Raw genomic sequence first — 18,164 nt, 5'->3', positions numbered from 1 at the left:
CACGGGCTTGACACGGCGCCGCGGGCCGCCTACGCCGTGACGGAATCGTGACCGCGCGACGTCCGAATCGTGATGAAAGTTGGGTGGTGCTCGCATCCCCCCGCTTCTAGCGTGGCGCCATGAGGCACATCTCCCGCAGCACAGCAGCCCTCGCCGCGCTCCTCGCGGCGGGCATCGCCCTCACCGGATGCTCCGCCGGGTACTCCGGCGCCTCGGACTCGGGCGGGACGACGTCCGAGTACGCCCCCCAGGCCGCCGACGGCGCCTCGGCGGACGACAAGGGTTCGAGCAGCTCCGCCGCCGACCAGGCGCTCGTCATCACCGGCACCGTCACCATCACGGCCGACGACCCGATCGCCGCATCCGCGCGTGCCACCGCGATCGCCGTCGGGGCCGGCGGACGCGTCGACGCGCGTCGGGAGTCGGCGCCGCGCGACGGCGACGCCGGCAGCGCGACCCTCACCCTGCGCATCCCCGCGGCATCCGTGGAGGAGGTGCGCACCCAGCTCGCCGAGCTCGGGACCGTCGAGCAGACGAGCTTCGACGCGGTCGACGTCGGCACCCGTCAGCGCGACCTCGACACCCGCATCTCGACCCTGCGCGCCTCGATCGCCCGCTACACGACGTGGCTGGCCGACGCCGACACCACAGCCGACCTCATCTCGCTCGAGTCCGCCATCTCGGATCGTCAGACCCAGCTCGAGTCGCTCGAGGCGGAGCAGCGCGAGCTCGCCGACCAGGTCGCCATGTCGACGATCACGCTCTCGCTCATCTCGCCGTCGCTCGCGCCGCCGCCCGACGGCCCGACGACCTTCGGGGAGGGGCTCGTGGCCGGATGGGCCGCGTTCGCGGGCTTCTGGGCGGCGATCGCCGTCGGGGTCGGCGTCGGGCTGCCGTGGCTCGTGATGCTGGGGATCGTGCTCACCGTGGTCGTGCTGCTCGCGCGTCGGGCCGGGCGCACCGCGCGGACCACCGTGCCCGCGACCGGAACCGTCAACGGCTCCGACGGATCTCCCGGCTGAGCCACAGTGCGGAAGCCGCGCTCGCGAGTGCGAGCACGAGGGGCGCCACGATGAACAGGGCGTCGGCGCGGATCACCCCGATGACGGTGTCGATCACGTTCACCGTCGCGAGGGCGGCCGCGGCGAGCACGGCGCCCCAGGCGGACCTCGCGATCGACACGGCGATCGCGACGAACAGGAAGACGAGGCTGCGGCCGGTGGCGTAGAGGAAGCTCTCACCCCATCCGGAGGCCACGAGCTCGTAGATCGCGAAGCCGAGGCCCGCGAACGCGGTGACGAGGGTCACACCGACCGTCACGCGGAACGGCACGACGACCGACGGGGCGAGCGCGGGGATGTCCATGGCGCCCATTGTGCACCGCGCGCCGGACTCCGCGGCGGGGGCGCGCTCAGCTCGCGGCGCGGATGAGGGCGAGCAGCGCCTCCCCGTAGGCCTCGGTGGCGTCGTCGGCCTCGAACGCGACGACGACCCCGGCGCGCTCGGTGGTGACCCGGTAGCGGGCTCCCGCGCCCTGCGGCACCCGCTCGAGCGAGCGGAAGGACCCCCGCAGCAGCTCCCGCAGCTGCTCCTCGCGGGGAAGCCACAGCGCGTCGTCGAGGGCGACCGAGTCGAGGGCCCACTCGGTCGTGCCGTTGAAGCCGAGCACCGAACCGGTCGGGTAGTGATGCGCCTCGATCGTCATGTCGCTCACGGTGAAGACGTCGCCCTCGAACTCGCCGCCGCCGATCTGGAAGGCGTCGCCGGATGCGGGTGTCCAGGAGAGCCCCGCATCCCGCAGCTCGCGGGCCAGTCGCGTCGAGATCATCCCCCCAGTCTGCCTCCCTCCCGAATCGTCGTCAGCCGCGCTGACCCGGGCCGCCCTGGCCGCCGCCGGGCATCTGACCGCCGCCCATGCCGCCGCCCATGCCGGTCGACGCCTCACCCGCCGTGCCGGAGCCGGCGGATGCGCCGTCGACGAGCACGGTGTAGCTCTGGCCGTCGACCACGTCCGCGGTGCTGACCACGACGTTGCCGAACTCCTTGAGCGCCGTCAGCTCGGCGATCACGGTGCCGTCGGATGCGACCAGCTGCACCGTGTGGCCGGCCGAACCGCTCGCGTTCACCGAGACGAAGCCCTGCTCCGAGTCGGCGTCGGGGGTCTCGGCCATGCCCGAGCTGCCGATGGCGAGGAGCGTGCCGCCCGAGACCGTGAGGGTTCCGTTGGTGTCGAGCGCGCCGTTGCCGTCCGCCGTCGGGCCGTAGACGGTGACCGTGCCGCCCGACATCTCCAGCGACCCGTTCGAGTCGAGCCCGTCGCCCTGCGCGTCGACGGTCAGCGTTCCGCCCGAGATCGAGATGAGCTGGCCGCCGTCGCCCATGCCGCCCATGCCCGTCGCGTCGCCGCCCGAGGCGTTGAGCCCGTCGTCGCTCGAGGTCACGTCGACCGTGCCGCCGGCGATCGAGATGGTGAAGCTCTCGATGCCCTCGTTCGAGTCCGCGACCGTCACGTCGCCGCCGTCGATCGCGAGCACCACCTCCGAGTGCAGCCCGTCGTCGGCCGCGTCGACGGTGAGCGAACCGCCCGTGACGACGATGTCGGTCTGCGCGTCGAGCCCGTCGTCGGCCGCGGTGACGTCGATCGCGCCGCCGGCGATCTCGATCCAGCCCTGCGTCTCGTCCTCGTCCTGACTCGACTTCAGGCCGTCGCCTCCGGCGTCCACGGTCAGCTCGCCGCCCGACACGACGAGCGCGTCATGACCGCGCACACCGTCGTCGGCGGCGTGGACGTCGACCGTGCCGGACAGGATGACGAGGTCGTCGCTCGTGGAGATGCCGTCGTCGACGGCGGTGACCGCGAGCGCACCGGAACCGGAGATGGTGAGGTCGGCGTCCGAGGCGATGGCCGCGTGGAACTCCGCGTCGTCGGCGTAGCTCGTGCCGGCATCCGACACGGTGTTCGCACTGCCGTCCGCGAGGAAGATGCCCACGTCATCCGCGCTCGTCACCTGGATCGCGGGGCCGTCGGACCTCGAGACGTCGGCGTCGTCGAGGATCAGCACGACGAGTGCGTCCTCGCCCGCGTCGACGACCACGCCGCCCGGGTACTCCCCGGAGAGCCGGTAGACGCCGGCCTCGGTGATCGTGACGGTGTCCGCGGACGCCGCGACGTCGACCGCTGCCGCCGCGTCCCACTCGTCGTCGTTCACGGTCGTCGCATCCGAATTCGCGGCGAGGATCGCCTCGGCGCTCAGGTCGTCGGGCACGGTCACGGTCGACGCGGTCGAGGTCTGCCCGTTCTGCGACGTCGTCGCGGCGACGGCGCATCCGGTGAGGCCGAGCGCGGCCGCCAGGGCGGCGGTCGACAGGAGCACGGCGGGTCGGCGGATCTTCATGGGGGTCTCCTTCCGGGAGGGGTCGTCAGGCGGCGTGCGCGAAATGCCGGCGCAGCACGCGGTTCCACTTGTGCGAGGGCAGATCGGGACGAAGGGCCGCGAGCCCGGTGCCGAACTTCGACACCCGGGCCGGTCGATGCCCGCTGCGCCACAGCAGCCGGTCGAGCTCGGATGCGGCGCCGGCCGACTTCGTCTCGACGATCGCGAGGTCGGGCAGGGCGAGCTGCTCGCCCGCCGCCGCCTCCCAGCCGAGCTCGGTGTCGACGGTCGCCCGGCTGCCGGAGCCCGGCAGGTAGAGGGTCTCGCGCACATACCGGGTGACGAGGGTGGGCTGCAGCAGCTGGGGGTCGTCGAGCCCGAGCTCGACGAGAGGCGGTGCGGCGTAGGCGATGCCCGCGGGTGTCAGCTCGTCGCGGTGCTCGATCTCGTAGGCCAGACGCTCCTTCACGGTGACGCTGCGGGCACCCTTGGTCTTCAGCTCGAGGAAGGCGTCACCACTGTCGAGGTAGCTGCGGGTGCGCAGCTTGAAGCGCCGGCGGCGGCCGAGAGCCGCCATCCGGTAGCTCAGCAGGTCGTCGGTGTCGAAGTACACCGACTCGTAGACCGCGCCGCGTGCGCCGTCGATCTCGAGCACGCGGGTCTCGGGCGCCAGGGTCGCGAGCATCCGGGCGGCGTCGGCGCGGGGCAGCACGTACTTGCGGTCGACGCGGGTCTGGAGCGCCGCACGCTCGAGCAGCTCGTCGAGGGTGATCGGGGGGAGCGCTCCCGGCGCCAGCAGGCCGGACATCAGCGGCTCTCCGTCCGCGCCGGGCGCCGCGCCTCGACCGCGGGGGCGACCACCTCGTAGCGCACCTCGACGAGCGTCGAGTCGTCGACGAGGTCGAGCTCGCGTACCGTCACCCGGTGCACGCGGGCGCCGAGCGTGCGCTCGAGGGCGGCCCGCAGCGCCGTCTCGTCGGGGTAGGCCTTGTCGAGGCGGACGAGCTGCTGCCGGTAGCGGCGCAGCACGAGCCGGCTGTCGCCCACGGCGAGCACGAGCACGACGAGCGCCATGAGCCCGAGCGACACCCACGGCGTGGCGGAGCCGAGGCCGCCGACGAGGCCGAGCGCGAGCGCGGCGAAGTAGTAGGCCACCTCGTGCTGCTCGATCTCCGAGGAGCGCAGGCGGATGATCGACAGCACCCCGAACAGCCCGAGGCCGATCCCGAGCCCCACCGCGGAGGTGCCGAGCACGATCGACACGGCGAGCACACCGACGTTGACCGTGAGGAACGCGACGACGAGGTCGCGCCGACGGTGGCGCGGGAAGTACAGCGCGAACACGAGCAGGGCGATTCCGACGAGGTCGGCGGCGAGGAGGAGCGGGTCCATGGGGTCTCCCGGATGACGGTGGGGCTTCTGACTCCCCCATGAAGCCAGGCCGTCCTCATCCGAGCCCTGGCGGCGTCTATGCGGCGCCTGGGAATCGCTCGGACGCAACACGGGGTCACGGAAGGCAACCTCGGGACGCAAACGGTCCGCGCATCCGGATGCGGTGTCAGGATCGGCACGGCGCTGCGGCGAGGAGCGGCGGGAGGAGGCACGACATGGTCGACACGATCCGGGTGGTCGGGGTGAGCGGGAGCCCCACCGACCCCTCGCGCACGACGGCGCTCGTGCGCCGGGTGTCGGAGGCCTTCGCGGAACGGCTCGGGGGCGAGGCCCAGGTGATCGAGCTCGCGACGGTGCTGCCGGCGCTCGCGACCGGCGGCTACCGCGGGGGGCTCGGGCGGGCCGCCCTCGACGCGCTCGAGGCGGTCGAGGCGGCGGACCTGCTCGTGGTCGGCTCACCCGCCTACCGGGCCACCTACTCGGGGCTGTTCAAGCTGTTCTTCGACTACGTCGGGCAGTACGCGCTCGTCGACACCCCGATCGTGCTGACGGCGACGGGAGGCTCCGACCGCCACGCACTGCTCGTCGAGCACCAGATGCGGCCGCTGTTCGGCTTCTTCCAGGCGCTCACGCTGCCCCTCGGCATCTTCGCGAACGAGCGCGACTTCACCGACTACCGGGTGACCGGCGACGAGCTCGGCGAGCGCATCGACACGTCGATCGAGCGCGCGCTGCCGCTCGTGCAGAGCCGCATCGCCGCGAACGCCGCTGTGCCGGTGGCCTGACCCGCTCCCGGTTCAGCTGCGGGCGCGCGGCACCAGGCGCTCGAGCTGGGTCACGTGGGCGGGCTCGAGCTCGGCGAGCGACGAGGTGCCGAGCAGCTTCATGGTGCGCACCAGCTCGCCCGTCAGGATCTCGAGCGCGCGCTCGACGCCCGGGCGCCCGCCGGCCATGAGGCCGTAGAGGTAAGCGCGACCGATCATCGTGAACTTCGCGCCGAGCGCGACCGAGGCCACGATGTCGGCGCCGTTCATGATGCCGGTGTCGACGCCCACCTCGACATCCGCTCCGACCTCGCGCACGACGTCCGGCAGGAGGTGGAACGGGATGGGGGCGCGGTCGAGCTGGCGGCCGCCGTGGTTCGACAGCACGATGCCGTCGACGCCGCGGTCGGCGAGGGCGCGCGCGTCGTCGACGCTCTGCACGCCCTTGATCACGATCCTGCCCGGCCACATCCCGCGGATGACGTCGAGGTCGTCGAAGGAGATCGTCGGGTCCATCGCGGCGTCGAGCAGTTCGCCGACGGTGCCGCCCGTGGACTGCAGCGAGGCGAACTCGAGCTTCGGGGTGGTGAGGAAGTCCCACCACCACCACGGCCGCGGGATGGCGTTGACGATCGTGCCGAGCGTCAGCTGCGGCGGGATCGAGAAGCCGTTGCGCTTGTCGCGCAGGCGCGCGCCGGCGACGGGGGTGTCGACCGTGAAGTGCAGCGTGTCGAATCCGGCCTTCGCGGCACGCTCGACGAGCCCGTAGGAGATCTCGCGATCGCGCATGACGTAGAGCTGGAACCAGTTGCGTCCGTCGGGGTTGGCCTCCTTCACGCCCTCGATCGAGGTCGTGCCGAGCGTCGAGAGCGTGAACGGGATGCCGAAGGCGCCCGCCGCGCCGGCACCCGCGATCTCGCCCTCGGTCTGCATGAGCCGGGTGAAGCCGGTCGGGGCGATCGCGAGCGGGAACGTCGACGGGCCGCCGAGGATCGTGGAGCTCGTGTCGACGTCGGTCGCCGGGCGCAGGATGCGGGGGCTGAACTCGACGTCCTCGAAGGCCTGCCGGGCGCGCGCGAGCGAGAGCTCGCCCTCGGCGGCGCCGTCGGTGTAGTCGAAGGCGGCCTTCGGGGTGCGGCGCTTCGCGATGGCGCGCAGGTCGGCGATGGTGAGCGCCGCCGAGAGACGGCGCTTGCGGGCGTCGAGCTCGGGCTTCTTGAACCTCATGAGCTCGAGGAGTTCGGCCGGGCGGGGGAACTGGCGCTTGACCATCGTGGTCACCTTCCGTGCAGCGAGTCGTGGTGCGCGAGCAGGCGGTCGCGCGACGCGAGGATGTGGGATCGGGTGAGGTGCTCGGCGAGAGCCGTGTCGCGTTCGGCGACGGCAGCCAGGATGCGGCCGTGCTCGGCGGCCACCTCGCGCGTGGAGCGCAGGCGGTGCGCGTCGACCTGGGCGAGGGCGAACTCGATCTCGCCCATGAGCTGGTCGTGCAGACGCGGCAGGCGGCTCGACGGGGCACCCTGCACGAGGGCGCGGTGGAAGGCGAGGTCGATCGCCCAGTAGGAGGCGTCGGCGTCGAGGGCGAGCAGCCGCTCGTGGGCCGCCGCCGCCGCGTCGGGCACGACGCCGGTGCCCGCCAGCAGCTCGACGGCGGCCGACTCGACGGCGGCGCGCGCCGCGAACAGGTCGGCGAGGTCGTCGCGGTCGAACGCCCGCACGCGCGCGGCGTGGTGCGGCTCGCGCGCGAGCAGCCCGTCCGCGACGAGCCGGTCGATCGCGATGCGCGCGGTGGGGCGCGCGACCCGGTAGGTGTCCGAGACGAGCGCCTCGGTGACCGTCGTGCCCGGAGCCACGGTGCCGGCGAGGATCGCGCTGCGCAGCGAGGCGACCACGGCATCCGGGCGCACCGTCGCGCCGCTGCCCGCATCCGTCGTCGTCATGATTGTCAGACAATACCATCTTGTCTGACAATCGAAAGCCCCGCCCTGAGGGGTCGCAAACTGCACTCACACCCGCGTGTTGGGTGCACTTTGCGACCCCTCACCGCCCGGCGCTACTCCCAGCGGCCGGCGCGGTAGTCGGCGGTGATGCGGCGGACGGTGCCGGAACGGCCGCGCACCACGATCGACTCGGTGCGGATCACCGGGCCGAGCTTGCGCACCCCGTCGAGCAGGGCGCCGTCGGTCACCCCCGTGGCGACGAAGAAGGTGTTGTCGCCGCGCACCAGGTCGTCGGCCTCGTAGACGTGGTCGAAGAGCAACCCCGCCGCCTCGCCGCGCTCGCGCTCGGCGTCGTCGCCCGGCACGAGCCGCCCCTGGATGAGACCGCCGAGCGCCTTCACGGCACACGCGGTCGCGACGCCCTCCGGACTGCCGCCGATGCCGACGCACATGTCGAGCTCGCCGTCGAGGGAGGCCGCCGCGATGCCGCCGCCCACGTCGCCGTCGAGCAGCAGCCGCACCCCGGCACCGGCGGCGCGGATGTCGGCCACCAGCCCCTCGTGCCGCGGCCGGTCGAGCACGCCCACCGCGAGGTCGCCGACCCGCTTGCCCGAGGCCTTCGCGAGCGCACGCAGGTTGTCGCCGATCGGGCGGCGGATGTCGACGATGTCGACACCCGGCGGACCGGTGACGATCTTGTCCATGTAGAACACGCTCGACGCGTCGAGCATCGTGCCGCGGTCGGAGGCGGCGATCATCGAGATCGCGTTCGGCCGACCGGCGGCGGTGAGCGAGGTGCCGTCGATCGGATCGACCGCGATGTCGCACTCCGGCCCGTCGCCGGTGCCGACGACCTCGCCGTTGAACAGCATCGGCGCGCGGTCCTTCTCGCCCTCGCCGATCACGACGGTGCCGCGGAAGGCGACGGTTCCGAGGAACGCGCGCATCGCGTCGACCGCCGCGCCGTCGGCCGCGATCTTGTCGCCGAGGCCCACGAAGGCCGACGCGCGGATCGCCGCGGCCTCCGTGGCGCGCACCAGCTCGAGCGCGAGGTTCCGGTCGGGGACGGCTGTGCCGAGGACGAAGCTCACGCGACCGCCTTCGAGCGACGCTCGCCGAGCCGCTCCCGCAGCCCCGCCAGCTGGCGACGGATCGCCTCCGGCAGCCGGTCGCCGAAGCGGTCGAGGAACGCATCCGTGTCGTCGGCCTCGGCGAGCAGCGCCGCCTCGTCGATGCGGAAGAGCTCCTCCCAGTCGGCGTCGCTCACACCGGCCGCGCGGTAGTCGATCGTGCCGACGGCGGGCACCTTGCCGACCGGGGTGTCGGATGCGGGGGCCTCCCCCGCGATCCGCTCCACGATCCAGGCGAGCACGCGGCCGTTCTCGCCGAAACCGGGCCACAGCCACCTGCCGTCGGCGCCCTTCCGGAACCAGTTCACCTGGTAGACCGCGGGCACGCCGCCGGTGCGCCGCAGGCGCGTGCCGACCTCGAGCCAGTGGCCGAAGTAGTCGGCCATGTTGTAGCCGCAGAACGGCAGCATGGCGAACGGATCGCGGCGCAGCTCGCCGAGCGTGCCCTCGGCCGCCGCGGTGCGCTCCGAGGCGATGGTCGCGCCGAGGAACACCCCGTGCTCCCAGTCGCGCGCCTCGACGACGAGCGGCACGTTGCCGGCGCGGCGACCGCCGAAGATGATCGCGTCGATCGGAACCCCGTTCGGGTCGTCCCAGTCGGCCGCGATCGAGGGGCACTGCGAGGCCGCCACCGTGAACCGCGAGTTGGGGTGCGCGGCAGGCCTCCCGGACGCCGCATCCCACGGCTCACCGCGCCAGTCGATCAGGCCCTCGGGTGCTGTCGCGGTGAGCCCCTCCCACCAGACGTCGCCGTCCGGGCGCAACGCGACGTTCGTGAAGATCGTGTTGCCCCAGAGGGTGTCGACGGCGGTCGGGTTGGTGTCGCGTCCGGTCCCGGGCGCGACTCCGAAGAATCCGGCCTCGGGGTTGATGGCGCGCAGGCGCCCGTCGGATCCGGGCGCGAGCCAGGTGATGTCGTCGCCGAGCGTCTCGACCTCCCAGCCGGGCAGGGCGGAGCGCAGCATCGCGAAGTTGGTCTTGCCGCACGCCGAGGGGAAGGCCGCCGCGATGTGGAAGCGGCGCCCGCGCGGGTCGGTCACCCGCAGCAGCAGCATGTGCTCGGCGAGCCAGCCCTCGTCGCGTGCCATCACCGACGCGATGCGCAGCGCGAACGACTTCTTCGCGAGGATCGCGTTGCCGCCGTAGGCCGACCCGAAGGAGATGATCTCGCGCGTCTCGGGGAAGTGGCAGATGTACTTGACCGGGTTCGAGGGCCAGGCGACGTCCTCCTGCCCCGGCTCGAGCGGCGCACCGACGGAGTGCAGGGCGGGCACCCAGCGGGCGCCGGCGCGGATGCGGTCGAGGACGGCGTCGCCCACGCGGGTCATGATCGACATCGAGGCGACGACGTAGGCCGAATCGGTCAGCTGCACCCCGTAGCGCGACAGGGCACCGCCGACCGGCCCCATCGAGAACGGCAGCACGTACATGGTGCGCCCGCGCATCGCGCCCGCGAACAGCCCGCGCAGCTCTGCGCGCATCGCCTCGGGCTCGCGCCAGTTGTTGGTGGGTCCGGCGTCGTGCTCCTGCTCCGAGCAGATGAAGGTGCGGGCCTCGACGCGCGCCACGTCATCCGGATCGCTGCGCGCCAGGAAGCTGTAGGGCCGGTGCTCGGGGTTGAGGCGGATGATGCGCCCCTCCTCGACCATCTCGTGCAGCAGCGCGTCGAGTTGGGCTCGGCTGCCGTCGATCCAGACGACGCGATCGGGCTGCAGCAGTTCGACGTTCTCGTCGATCCAGTCGTCGAGCGAACGGACCGGGGCGACGGGGGCGGGCGACGCGGCCATGGGAACCTCCTGAAGAATCGGCGTGATTCCACTCTGCGCGTACATTCCGACCCCGATTCCGCATTCGAGGAGGAAATTTCTGCAGAAATTGCCCTATCGTGCATTCATGGCCGATCTGACGACCCTGGGGCAGCGGATGCGCCACTTCCGTTCCACCGCCGGCCTCACCCTGGGCGAGCTGGGCGACGCGGTCGGCGTCTCCGCCAGCCAGCTCTCGCTCATGGAGAACGGCAAACGCGAACCGCGGCTGTCGCTGCTGTCGTCGATCGCCGACCGGCTCGGCATCCCGGTGGGCGAGCTGCTCGACGAGGCGCCGCCGTCGGAGCGCGCCGCGCTCGAGATCGAGCTCGAGCGGGCCCAGTCGGGCGCGGTCTACGCCGAGCTCGGACTCCCCCAGCTCCGGGCGGGGCGCTCCATGCCCGACGAGGTGCTCGAGACCCTCGTCGGCCTGCACCGCGAGCTCGACCGCCGCTCCCGCGAGAAGATCGCCACCCCCGAGGAGGCGCGGCGCGCCAACACCGAGCTGCGCGCGCGGATGCGCGACCGCGACAACCACATCCCCGAGATCGAGGAGCTCGCCGAGGGCGTCATGCGCGACGCCGGCTACGAGGGCGGCGCGATGACCCACCGCCAGGTGGCGGTCATCGCCCACCGGCTGGGCTTCGAGCTCGTGCACGTCGGCGACCTGCCGCACTCGGCCCGCTCGGTCACCGACCTCGAGAACGGGCGCATCTACCTGCCGCCCGCCTCCATCCCCGGCGGCCACGGCCTGCGATCGATGGCGCTGCAGGCGATCGCGCACCGGCTGCTCGGGCACCACGCACCGCGCGACTACGCCGAGTTCCTGCAGCAGCGCCTCGAGATCAACTACTTCGCCGCATCCTGCCTCATGCCCCGCGGGCACGCGGTGCGCTTCCTCAGCCAGGCCAAGACCGACCGCGACATCGCCATCGAGGACTTCCGCGACGCCTTCGGGGTCACGCACGAGGCCGCGGCGCTGCGCTTCACCAACCTCGCGACCGCCCACCTCGACATGCGCGTGCACTTCCTGCGGGTCGCCGACGACGGCTCGGTCGCGAAGGCCTACGAGAACGACGGCCTGCGCCTGCCGAAGGACGTCACGGGCGGCGTCGAAGGCCAGATCGTGTGCCGCTACTGGTCGGCGCGCACCGCGTTCGCACGCACCAACCGCACGACCGAGTTCTACCAGTACACCGACACCCCGGAGGGCACCTTCTTCGAGTCGAGCCAGACCGGCACGAGCGCGACCGAGGAGTTCTCGATCACGATCGGGGTGCCGTTCGCCGAGTCGAAGTGGTTCCGGGGGCGCGAGGAGACCCGCCGCGAGGTCTCACGATGTCCGGATGCGAACTGCTGCAAGCGCCCGCCGTCCGAGCTCGAGTCGCGCTGGGCGGGCAAGGCCTGGACCAGCGCCAAGGTGCACGCCCACATCTTCTCGCCACTGCCCTCCGGCACCTACCCGGGCGTCGACGACCGCGAGGTGTACGAGTTCCTCGAGTCGCACCGCGCCTCGGACTAGTCGCGTCGCGCGACCGGCTCCGGGCGCACGAGGCGCGCGACCCAGGGCCACACGAGGGCGCCGGCGACGACGGTCACCACGGCCGAGCCGATCACGGTCAGCGAGATGCCGAGCGCCGCCTTGCCGAGCACCTCGCCCACCGAGGTGCTCGTGCCGAACAGCAGCCCGCCGAGCGCGCCGATGCTGGCCGACAGGATCGCCGCCACCACGACCCCCATCGGGGTCGCGAGCAGGGTGACGAGCGCCGGACGCGCGACGCCGTGCGCCCGCAGCACGAGCACGCTGAGCAGGGCGCCGGCGAGCAGCAGCACGGCCCCCACGATGGCGGCCGCGATCGTGACGCCGCTCACGGAGCCCGCGTCGACCGTCGCGAGGGTGTCGTTGGCGGTGCGGGCGGCGGCGAGGCCGCGCACCGCGTTCGCGAGCACCACGATGAGGGTGCGCACGACCGTCCCGAGGTACCAGACGGCGAGCGGCACCGCGAGGGCGAGCAGCCCGAGCCCCATGAGCGGCAGCGCGAGCGCGCCCGCGACCACCGATCCGCGGCGGGCGCGTTTGGCGGCGACCCCGGGATCCGGCTCGGCCGCGGCGGTCTCGGGCGGCGCCTCCGCGGGGGCGGGGGCGGGCTCGACGGGCTCGACGGCGGTGGGGTCGCTCACGCGTTCACCCTAGGGGGCCGCTCGACTCGCGCACCACGAGCTCGGGCTGGAAAACGACCTGCCGGGGGGCGAGCTCCGGGTCCTCGGCCTCCTCGAGCAGGATGCGCAGCGCCGTCTGCCCGATGAGGCGGCTCGGCTGACGGATCGAGCTGAGCGGCACCACCGTCGCGGAGGCGAAGTCGATGTCGTCGAAGCCGACGATCGCCACGTCGTCGGGCACCCGCACCTCCCCGCGCATCACGAGGGCCTGCAGCAGCCCGACCGCGAGCAGGTCGTTGGCGGCGAACACCGCATCCGGCCGCTCGGCGGCGGGGCGGGCGACGAGCTCCTCGCCCAGGCGTCGGCCTTCGAGCACCGAGAGCGCGGCGCCCTCGAGCACCTCGATCGAGGCGCCCGGCGTCGCCGCCACGGCCTCCCGCGCGCCGACGAGGCGGTCGGCGACCTGCCGGATCGTCTGCGGCCCGGACACGAAGGCGACCCGCCGACGACCCCCCGCCAGCAGGTGGGCGACCGCGGTGCGCCCCCCGGCGACGTCGTCGACGGAGACCGAGCTGAGGGTGGCGTCCTCGGCGATCCGGTCGACGAGCACGACAGGGGTGCCGTGCGCGCGGAGGCGCTCGAGGCGCTCCCGGATGTCGCCGAGCGGCGACACGAGGACGCCGCGCACCCGCTGCTCCTCGAAGAGGTCGAGGTACGCGCCCTCGCGCTCGGGCTTCTCGTCGCTGTCGCCGAGCAGCACGGCCACGCCGTGCTCGGCGGCCTCGTCCTCGGCGCCGCGGGCGATGTCGGTGAAGAACGGGTTGCGGGCGTCGAGCACGACGAGCCCCACGGAGCTCGAGCGGCCGGCGCGCAGCTGACGCGCGGCGTCGTTGCGCACGTAGCCCAGCTCCCGGATGGCGTCGTGCACGCGGGAGACGACGGCCTCCGAGACGCGGTCCGGTCGGTTGAGCACGTTGGACACCGTGCCGACGGAGACCCCCGCCCGCTCGGCGACGTCGCGGATCGAGATCGCCATCCGGCCCTCCTTCCGCGATGCGCCCGGGCGCATACGCGCGTGTCGAAACCACCGTAGGTGGGTTGAGCAGCGCGCGTGCGCGCGTGTCGAAACCACCGTAGGTGGGTTGAGCAGCGCGCGTGCGCGCGTGTCGAAACCCTAGTGGACGACTTGACGACGTCCCCGGCGCGCCCTACTGTACCGAGAGACCATGAATCGTTTCAAAGACGAGACAGCAGGAACACCATGACCGACCTCACCGCGATCGCCCCCCTCCTCGACCAGCAGGCGATCGAACTCCCCTCCTGGGCCTTCGGCAACTCCGGCACCCGCTTCAAGGTGTTCGCGCAGCCCGGCGTGCCGCGCGACCCCTACGAGAAGGTCGCCGACGCCGCCCAGGTGCACGCCCACACGGGCCTCGCGCCGACGGTCGCGCTGCACATCCCGTGGGACAAGGTCGACTCGTACGGGGACCTCGCAAAGCACGCCGAGGACCACGGCGTCGCGCTCGGCACCATCAACTCGAACACCTTCCAGGACGACGACTACAAGCTCGGCTCGGTGACGCATTCCGACGACCGCATCCGTCAGAAGGCGATCGACCACCACTACGAGTGCATCGACATCATGGGCGAGACCGGCAGCCGCGACCTCAAGATCTGGCTCGCCGACGGCACCAACTACCCCGGCCAGGACGACATGCGCGCCCGCCAGGACCGCCTCGCCGACTCCCTGCAGAAGATCTACGACCGGATCGGCCCGGAGCAGCGCCTCGTACTCGAGTACAAGATCTTCGAGCCGGCGTTCTACCACATGGACGTGCCGGACTGGGGCACCAGCTACGCCCAGTGCGCGGCGCTCGGCGAGCGCGCGGTCGTGTGCCTCGACACCGGGCACCACGCGCCGAGCACCAACATCGAGTTCATCGTCATGCAGCTGCTGCGCCTCGGCAAGCTCGGCTCCTTCGACTTCAACTCGCGCTTCTACGCCGACGACGACCTCATCGTGGGCGCGGCGGATCCGTTCCAGCTGTTCCGCATCCTCGTCGAGGTGGTGCGCGGCGGCGGCTACGGCGACGGCTCCGAGGTGGCGTTCATGCTCGACCAGTGCCACAACATCGAGGACAAGATCCCCGGCCAGATCCGCAGCGTGCTCAACGTGCAGGAGATGACCGCGCGGGCGCTGCTCGTCGACCGCGAGGCGCTCTCCGCCGCCCAGGCGGCCGGCGACGTGCTCGCCGCCAACGGCATCCTCATGGACGCGTTCTACACCGACGTGCGCCCCGGCCTCGCGGCCTACCGCGAGGCGAAGGGGCTGCCGGCCGACCCCATGGCCGCGTACGCCGCATCCGGCTACGGCGCCTCGATCGCCGCGTCGCGCGTCGGCGGGGCGCAGGCGGGCTGGGGGGCCTGAGCCCATGGCCCGCGTCTGCTTCCAGCTGCAGGTCAAGCCTGCGCGGATGGCGGAGTACGTGGAGCGGCACCGCGCGGTGTGGCCCGAGATGCTGCAGGCGATCTCGGATGCCGGGCGGCGCAACTACTCGCTGTTCCTGCGCGAGGACGGGCTGCTGATCGGCTACTACGAGACCGACGACGATGCGGCGTCCGCTGCGGCGCTCGCCGCCGATCCGCGCACCGCCGCCTGGGAGGCCGAGGCCGCCGGCTTCTTCGAGTCGCTGCCCGGCACCCGCCCCGACCAGGGCGCCCCGCAGCTCACCGAGGTATTCCACCTCGCCTGACACCCTCTCCCCGAGAGCCCGCACTTCTGCGTACTCTCGCGTGTGAGAGACCGCAGAAGTGCGTACTCTCGCGGATATGGCAGTTCGGGTCGACCTCAACATCTCCCTCGACGGCTTCGCGACGACGACCGATCAGACGCCCGAGAACCCGTTCGGCGAGGACTGGGGACGGCTCACCGCGGCGTACGTCGGCACGCGCACCTTCCGCGAGCGCGTGCTGCACGACGCGAGCGGCGCGGGGAGCACGGGCGTCGACGACCGCTACGCCGCCGCGTACTTCGAGGGCGTCGCCGCCGAGATCATGGGCGCCGGCATGTTCGGCCTGCACGAGCACCCCGACGACCCCGACTGGCGCGGGTGGTGGGGCGAGGAGCCGCCCTTCCGGGTGCCCGTCTACGTGCTGACCCACACGCCGCGCGACAACATCGAGTTCGCGAACGGCACCGTCTTCCACTTCCTCGCCGAGACCCCGGATGCGGCGCTCGCGCGGGCGACGGACGCCGCCGCCGGCGGCGACGTCCGGATCGGCGGCGGGCCGAGCACCATCCGCCCGTTCCTGCGCGCCGGGCTCGTCGACCGCATCCACGTCGCGATCGCGCCCATCCTGCTGGGCGGCGGCATCCGCCTGTGGGACGAGCTGCGCGGCCTCGAGGACGGCTACACGGTAACGAGCGAGGTCGCCGAGAGCGGCACGATCCACGTGACGTTCGCGCGCTGACGATCAGCGGGTCGAGGCGCGCGGCACGAGCTCCGGGCGGAAGACGGTCTGCCGCGGGATGAGGGTCGGATCGGCCGCCTCCTCGAGCAGGATGCGCAGCGCGGTCGCGCCGATCGCGCGCGCGGGCTGCCGCATCGACGAGATGGGCACGGCCGCCGCCGAGGCGAAGGAGATGTCGTCGAAGCCGATGAGGGCGATCTGGTCGGGCACCAGCAGCGAGCCGCCCGCCGCGAGCGACTGCAGCAGCCCCAGCGCGACCAGGTCGTTGCCCGCGAACACGGCGTCCGGACGCTGCGCCGGATGCCGCTCCATGATGCGGCGGCCGGCCGCCACCCCCTCCTCGACGGAGAGCGCCGAGGTGGCGATGATCTCGAGGCTCGCCTCGGCGTCCGAGGCCTCGACCGCCCAGCGCGCGCCGTCGATGCGGTCGCGCACCTGGCGCATGTCGAGCGGTCCGCCGACGAACGCGAGACGGCGGCGCCCCTGCTCGAGCAGGTGCTCGGCCGCCATCCGCCCGCCCGACACCGAGTCGGTGGCGACGGCGCTGAACCGCCCCTCGACGCTCATCCGGTCGACGAGCACGACGGGCACCTGCCGCTCGCGCAGCTGCTGGAGACGCCGGGTGATGTCGCCGTAGGGAGAGATGAGCACCCCGCGCACCTGCTGCTCGGCGAACAGGTCGAGGTACATCTCCTCGCGGGCCGGGTCCTCGTCGGTGTTGCCGACCAGGATCGCGATGCCGTGGCGCGACGCCTCGTCCTCGGCGCCGCGCACCACCTCGTTGATGAAGGGGTTGCGCCCGTCGAGCACGACGAAGCCGACCGTCGAGCTGATGCCGGCGCGCAGGCGCCGGGCGGCGTCGTTGCGGATGTAGCCGAGCTTGTCGATCGCCGACTGCACGCGCGCGATCGAATCGGCCGACACCTCGTCGGGCTTGTTGAGGACGTTCGAGACGGTCCCCACCGACACGCCGGCCTCGCGGGCGACGTCGCGGATGCTGACGACCATCTCTACCTCCGGGTGGGACAGGAGGGCCCGGCCGGCGCGAACCGGCCGGGCCCCGTGACGACTCCGATCAGAAGTCGAAGTCGCCGATGTTGTCCTTGTCGAACACGTACGGGTCGCCGAGCAGCACCGCGCCGTCGGCGCCGACCGTGTACGAGCCGAGCTTGCCCGCGTCGAAGGTGTCGCCCTCGGCGCCCGTGATGTCGCCCTCGATGAGCGCCTTCGCCGCGTAGGCGGCGAGGTAGCCGAGGTCGCCCGGGTTCCACAGCGCGAACGAGGTGACGGTGCCGTCCTCGACGTAGTCGCGCATCTGGTTGGGGGTGCCGAGCCCGGTCAGCGCGACCTTGCCCTTGAACGCCGACGTCGACAGGTAGCGCGCGGCGGCCGCGATGCCGACCGTGGTGGGCGAGATGATGCCCTTCAGCTCGGGGTAGGTCTGCAGCAGCGCCGCGGTCTTGTCGAACGAGGTCTGGTCGTCGTCGTCGCCGTACACCACGTCGACCAGCTCGATGTCGGGGTAGTCCGACGCGAGGTAGGTCTTCATGGTCTCGATCCACGCGTTCTGGTTGGTCGCGTTCGCCGAGGCGGAGAGGATGGCGATCTGACCGGCGTTGCCGATCTGCTTGGCGATCTCGTCGACCTCGACCTTGGCGATGCCGTCGGCGGTGGCCTGGTTGATGAACAGGTCGCGGCAGTCGGCGTTGGTGTCGGAGTCGAAGGTGACGACCTTGATGCCGTTGTCACGCGCCTCGTTGAGGGCGTCGCAGATGGCCTCCGGGTCGTTCGCCGAGACGACGATGCCGCCGACGCCCTGCTGGGTGAGCGTGTTGATGAAGCTGACCTGGGCGTCCGGGGCGGCCTCGGTGGGGCCGACCTCGGCGTAGGTGCCGCCGAACTCCTCGATGGCCGCCTTGCCGCCCGCATCCGAGGTGTCGAAGTACGGGTTGCCGAGGTTCTTCGGCAGGAAGGTGATGGCGAGGTTGCCGCCGTCGCCGCCGCCCGAGCCGCCGTCGCCGCCGTCCGATGCGGCGCAACCGGTGGCGACGAGGGCGACCGACACGGCGAGTGCCGCGAGGGCGCCGACGCGCTTGGTGCTGAACGTCATTGTTTCTCTCCTCTTGAT

Annotated in this window: 19 protein-coding genes; 6 read left to right on the top strand and 13 right to left on the bottom strand. The window is 72.3% G+C overall.

Features of this window, described 5'->3' with window-relative positions:
* Nucleotides 1–119 precede the first annotated feature (119 nt).
* Nucleotides 120–1,022, top strand: coding sequence for a DUF4349 domain-containing protein (locus tag NUH29_RS11525; protein WP_258799312.1), 903 nt, complete (start codon nt 120–122; stop codon nt 1,020–1,022).
* On the opposite strand, the gene NUH29_RS11520 is transcribed toward NUH29_RS11525, so the two are convergent.
* From NUH29_RS11520 to NUH29_RS11500, 5 genes are read right to left on the bottom strand one after another with little or no spacing between them, the layout of a single operon-like run.
* Nucleotides 994–1,365 (bottom strand): hypothetical protein, encoded by a 372-nt coding sequence (locus tag NUH29_RS11520; protein ID WP_258799311.1) that lies wholly within the window; start codon nt 1,363–1,365, stop codon nt 994–996. The two genes, NUH29_RS11525 and NUH29_RS11520, sit on opposite strands and share 29 nt — an antisense overlap.
* A gap of 46 nt (nt 1,366–1,411) precedes the next feature.
* Entirely contained in the window at nt 1,412–1,828 is a 417-nt protein-coding gene (locus tag NUH29_RS11515; protein ID WP_258799310.1) for a hypothetical protein, read from the bottom strand.
* A 31-nt stretch (nt 1,829–1,859) separates the two neighbouring features.
* On the bottom strand, nt 1,860–3,395 hold the full coding sequence (locus tag NUH29_RS11510; RefSeq protein ID WP_258799309.1) for a carbohydrate-binding domain-containing protein: 1,536 nt from the start codon (nt 3,393–3,395) through the stop codon (nt 1,860–1,862).
* 25 nt (nt 3,396–3,420) lie between these two features.
* Complete coding sequence (locus NUH29_RS11505) at nt 3,421–4,182, bottom strand: polyphosphate polymerase domain-containing protein (protein ID WP_258799308.1); 762 nt, start codon at nt 4,180–4,182, stop codon at nt 3,421–3,423.
* The gene (locus NUH29_RS11500) at nt 4,182–4,766 is read right to left on the bottom strand and encodes a DUF4956 domain-containing protein (protein WP_258799306.1); all 585 of its coding nucleotides are present in this window, start codon (nt 4,764–4,766) and stop codon (nt 4,182–4,184) included. The genes NUH29_RS11505 and NUH29_RS11500 overlap by 1 nt, the downstream gene beginning before the upstream one ends.
* A 215-nt stretch (nt 4,767–4,981) precedes the next feature.
* Here NUH29_RS11500 and msuE point away from each other — a divergent pair, with 215 nt between their 5' ends.
* Nucleotides 4,982–5,551 carry an FMN reductase gene (gene msuE, locus NUH29_RS11495; RefSeq protein ID WP_258799304.1) on the top strand — a complete coding sequence of 190 codons (570 nt, stop codon included), beginning with the start codon at nt 4,982–4,984 and terminating at the stop codon, nt 5,549–5,551.
* A 12-nt stretch (nt 5,552–5,563) separates the two neighbouring features.
* Here msuE and NUH29_RS11490 read toward each other — a convergent pair whose 3' ends face one another.
* The 4 genes from NUH29_RS11490 to NUH29_RS11475 form a co-directional block, all read right to left on the bottom strand.
* Nucleotides 5,564–6,802, bottom strand: a complete 1,239-nt coding sequence (locus NUH29_RS11490; RefSeq protein WP_258799303.1) for an alpha-hydroxy acid oxidase — start codon at nt 6,800–6,802, stop codon at nt 5,564–5,566.
* A gap of 5 nt (nt 6,803–6,807) precedes the next feature.
* Nucleotides 6,808–7,470, bottom strand: a complete 663-nt coding sequence (locus NUH29_RS11485; RefSeq protein ID WP_258799302.1) for a GntR family transcriptional regulator — start codon at nt 7,468–7,470, stop codon at nt 6,808–6,810.
* Nucleotides 7,471–7,583: 113 nt separating this feature from the next.
* A complete protein-coding gene (glpX, locus tag NUH29_RS11480) occupies nt 7,584–8,561 on the bottom strand; it encodes a class II fructose-bisphosphatase (RefSeq protein ID WP_258799301.1) in 978 nt (325 codons plus the stop codon).
* A complete protein-coding gene (locus NUH29_RS11475; protein ID WP_258799300.1) occupies nt 8,558–10,387 on the bottom strand; it encodes a phosphoenolpyruvate carboxykinase (GTP) in 1,830 nt (609 codons plus the stop codon). Before NUH29_RS11475 ends, glpX begins: the two co-directional genes overlap by 4 nt.
* Before the next feature lie 106 nt (nt 10,388–10,493).
* On the opposite strand from NUH29_RS11475, the gene NUH29_RS11470 reads away from it, so the two are divergent.
* A complete protein-coding gene (locus tag NUH29_RS11470) occupies nt 10,494–11,927 on the top strand; it encodes a helix-turn-helix domain-containing protein (RefSeq protein WP_258799299.1) in 1,434 nt (477 codons plus the stop codon).
* On the opposite strand, the gene NUH29_RS11465 is transcribed toward NUH29_RS11470, so the two are convergent.
* On the bottom strand, nt 11,924–12,586 hold the full coding sequence (locus NUH29_RS11465; protein WP_258799298.1) for a hypothetical protein: 663 nt from the start codon (nt 12,584–12,586) through the stop codon (nt 11,924–11,926). The two genes, NUH29_RS11470 and NUH29_RS11465, sit on opposite strands and share 4 nt — an antisense overlap.
* A gap of 4 nt (nt 12,587–12,590) precedes the next feature.
* Nucleotides 12,591–13,601, bottom strand: a complete 1,011-nt coding sequence (locus NUH29_RS11460; protein WP_258799297.1) for a LacI family DNA-binding transcriptional regulator — start codon at nt 13,599–13,601, stop codon at nt 12,591–12,593.
* Between the two features lie 225 nt (nt 13,602–13,826).
* Here NUH29_RS11460 and rhaI point away from each other — a divergent pair, with 225 nt between their 5' ends.
* The 3 genes from rhaI (at nt 13,827) to NUH29_RS11445 (ending at nt 16,036) form a co-directional block, all read left to right on the top strand.
* Nucleotides 13,827–14,993 (top strand): L-rhamnose isomerase, encoded by a 1,167-nt coding sequence (gene rhaI / locus NUH29_RS11455; RefSeq protein WP_258799296.1) that lies wholly within the window; start codon nt 13,827–13,829, stop codon nt 14,991–14,993.
* Nucleotides 14,994–14,997: 4 nt separating this feature from the next.
* Complete coding sequence (locus tag NUH29_RS11450) at nt 14,998–15,318, top strand: L-rhamnose mutarotase (RefSeq protein ID WP_258799295.1); 321 nt, start codon at nt 14,998–15,000, stop codon at nt 15,316–15,318.
* A gap of 76 nt (nt 15,319–15,394) precedes the next feature.
* Complete coding sequence (locus tag NUH29_RS11445; protein ID WP_258799294.1) at nt 15,395–16,036, top strand: dihydrofolate reductase family protein; 642 nt, start codon at nt 15,395–15,397, stop codon at nt 16,034–16,036.
* A 3-nt stretch (nt 16,037–16,039) separates the two neighbouring features.
* On the opposite strand, the gene NUH29_RS11440 is transcribed toward NUH29_RS11445, so the two are convergent.
* Together NUH29_RS11440 and rhaS are read right to left on the bottom strand one after the other, a co-directional pair.
* The gene (locus tag NUH29_RS11440) at nt 16,040–17,044 is read right to left on the bottom strand and encodes a LacI family DNA-binding transcriptional regulator (protein ID WP_258799292.1); all 1,005 of its coding nucleotides are present in this window, start codon (nt 17,042–17,044) and stop codon (nt 16,040–16,042) included.
* A 67-nt stretch (nt 17,045–17,111) separates the two neighbouring features.
* A complete protein-coding gene (gene rhaS, locus NUH29_RS11435) occupies nt 17,112–18,146 on the bottom strand; it encodes a rhamnose ABC transporter substrate-binding protein (protein ID WP_258799291.1) in 1,035 nt (344 codons plus the stop codon).
* Between the last annotated feature and the right edge of the window lie 18 nt (nt 18,147–18,164).

The sequence above is a fragment of the Protaetiibacter mangrovi genome (assembly GCF_024752305.1).
Classification (GTDB): Bacteria; Actinomycetota; Actinomycetes; order Actinomycetales; family Microbacteriaceae; genus Homoserinibacter; species Homoserinibacter mangrovi.
This window is presented reverse-complemented; position numbering and strand designations above follow the sequence as displayed.